3 protein-coding genes are annotated in these 2657 nt (G+C 45.8%); all 3 read left to right on the top strand.

Features of this window, described 5'->3' with window-relative positions; all coding sequences use genetic code 11:
* Positions 1–53 precede the first annotated feature (53 nt).
* Entirely contained in the window at positions 54–563 is a 510-nt protein-coding gene (locus tag Q0236_RS05455) for a phage major tail tube protein (protein ID WP_297915858.1), read from the top strand.
* 3 nt (positions 564–566) lie between these two features.
* On the top strand, positions 567–791 hold the full coding sequence (locus Q0236_RS05450) for a phage tail assembly protein (protein ID WP_297915856.1): 225 nt from the start codon (positions 567–569) through the stop codon (positions 789–791).
* Between the two features lie 375 nt (positions 792–1166).
* Positions 1167–2657 (top strand): phage tail tape measure protein (locus tag Q0236_RS05445; protein WP_297915854.1); only part of this gene is annotated, 1491 nt, incomplete at its 3' end.

The following is a 2657-nucleotide window of genomic DNA, read 5'->3' as shown; positions in this document are numbered from 1 at the left end:
GTCGCAGCGGTGGCTTTGCCGCCGCGAGAAGTAAAAAATAAAAGGAGAAAAGCATGAAAAGAATTATCCCTCAAGCGGTGCAAGAATGCAACGTATTCATCAACGGTCAGGGCTATTTAGGCGTTACAAAAACCCTTAAGCTTCCTACTATGGAGTTTGAGACGATAGAGGCCAAAGGTGCGCTTAGCGCAAATTATAGCAGCGGCATTTTGGCTGCGACCGAGGTAAGCTTTACGATCCGTATAGCAGATAGAAATACATGGCTTGCTATGGGTTTGAATGCCTTTAGCTCTCGGGTTCCGTTTCTTTTCACCGCCTCGATCTATCAAGCATCAGGCGAGCCGAAGCCGTTTAGCGCAGCATTTACCGGCGATATTACAAAGATTGAATTTGCAGATTTTGAAAGCGGCGCCGAGATGGAGGTTACTATCACGCTTCAAGCGCACTTTGTCGATATCAATATCGACAAAACACCGATGGTACTCAAAGATGCCGAAAATATGATCCTTTTGATCGGTGGGGTGGATTATATGGCGAAAGTTAGGTCGAATTTAGGAGAGTAAAAAATGAGAAATATAAAAGTAAATTTGCCGGTCTGCGGCGAAGAGATAGAGGTTTTTGCGCCGAGCGTAAAAACCTTCAAAGCCGTTTCTGCTGAAAAGACCGAGATCGAACAAAGCATAAAGCTCTGCGCTGCTTGCGCAAATAAGACGCCTTCGTGGATCGAAGAACTGGATATTGCGGATTTTAATACCCTGCAAAAGGCAGTACAGGGTTTTTTGGACGTTTAGCAGCGCCTGACAATGAAAACATCGCGCTGCTAGGCTACGTACTGCATTTTGGCCATCGCGAAATTTTGGATATGGATGTGCTGGATTTTAGTGAATTTGTCAGTATTTCGCTAAAGATCTTGCGAGCGCAAAGCGGCACGATGAAAAGCGCTTAATACCTTTTTAAACGCGCGGTGGATAGGTCTTAAAAACGCTATTACTCCGCCTGCGACAATGAACATAGTAATGAGCGGATTAGGCTCAAAACCTAAAACGAGGCTCATAAGCAGCACGGCTGCAGCAATAATACCGGTATAAAATGTTATTAGATCGCTTTCTTTCATAAGAAGCGATTGTATCATAAATTTTAAAATTTGCAGCAGGAAAGGAGGTAAAATGGATAATCAAACTACGCTCGGCATAAGTATAGGGCTGGTTTTGAAAGGACTTTCTAGCGTAAAATCTGCCGATAACGCAATAAAAGGGCTTGCGCGTAGTGCAAAAAACGCCGGCGTAAGCGTAAAAAGTATAAGCGAAAATTTGCGCGGACTAAAGGGCGTAAGCAGGGATATAGCTCGCTACAAACAAACAATTTCGGACGAAATAGGAAATCTTGCGGGCACTCTTGCAAAAACCGCAAGCCTTGCCGTGCCGATTAAATTTGCCATAGACGATGAAGCAGCCTTTGCCGACGTGAAAAAATATGTAGACGGCACCGATGAGGAGATGGCAAAGCTTAAAGGCGAGCTTAGAAATCTGAGCGCAAGTTTCGGCAAAAGTTTTAGCGATGTAGCCTCTATCGCCTCAGAGGGCGGTAAAGCAAATTTAAGCGGCGACGAGCTCATAAAATACGTCAGACTTACCACTACGGCGATGAGTGCTTTCGCCATGAGTGCAAACGATGTCGGCAAGGCTACGAACAATATGTTTGTAGGCTTCGGCATCAAAAACACCCAAGGTATCGAGGAGCTTTTCGACACCATAAATCTACTCGACAATAAGGTAAAAAACGCAAACGCCGATCAAATTTTGGAGGCTACCTCTTTGCTCGCCGCTACGGCAAGGATGATAGATTTAGACGGCAAGACTACGGCGGCATTTGCCTCTACTCTGCTTAGTACGGGCAAGGCTACGAGCGTAGTAGGTACTTCGCTGAACGATTTTTTTACGACATTAGCAAGCGCGGAAAAACAACCGAAGAAATTCCACGAGGCTCTCAAACAGATCGGGCTGGATGCCCAAACACTCAAAGAAAATTTAAACAAAGACGCTACTGCCGCAATGGTAGATTTCTTAGAGAGGATCAAGGCTGCGCCTAAAGATGCGCAAGCTGGAATTCTTTATGACCTCGTAGGTGGTAACTACAATGATGAGATAGCATCTCTCGTGCAGAACATAGACGAGCTTAAAACCAATATCGCTATGGCACGCAGCTCAGAAGCCAAAGGCTCTATGGAAAAAGAGTTGCAGGTTAAGCTCAATACCACCGCCTCAGCATTAGATAGATTGCATCAAAGCTGGATCAATTTAGCTTCACAGATCGGTGAGACCTTTTTACCGGTCGTAGATAGTGCAGCGAAACTATTTGCGGCTTTTGGAAATGCATTGCGAAAATTTAACGAAAAATTCCCTACGCTTGCCAAACTTCTGACCGGTGCGGTAGGCGGCTTCATAGCTCTTGGAGTAGCGATCAGCGGCGTTAAAATAGGCTTTGCAGGCCTTATGCTTGCTTTTGCGCCGTTTAGAACGGCTTATCATGTCATTGCCCTGGTCGTCAAAGGAATGTGGGCGCTTACCGCCGCTACGCTTCGTGCGAACATCGCACTTGTAGCGCAAAAATCTGCCCTGATTGCTCACGCCGTAGTATCCAAGGCTGCAGCGGCGGCT

The organism is uncultured Campylobacter sp. (genome assembly GCF_938031315.1).
Lineage (GTDB): Bacteria > Campylobacterota > Campylobacteria > Campylobacterales > Campylobacteraceae > Campylobacter_B.
Note: the sequence above shows the minus strand (reverse complement) of the source record. Positions and strands in the feature narration are given on the sequence as shown.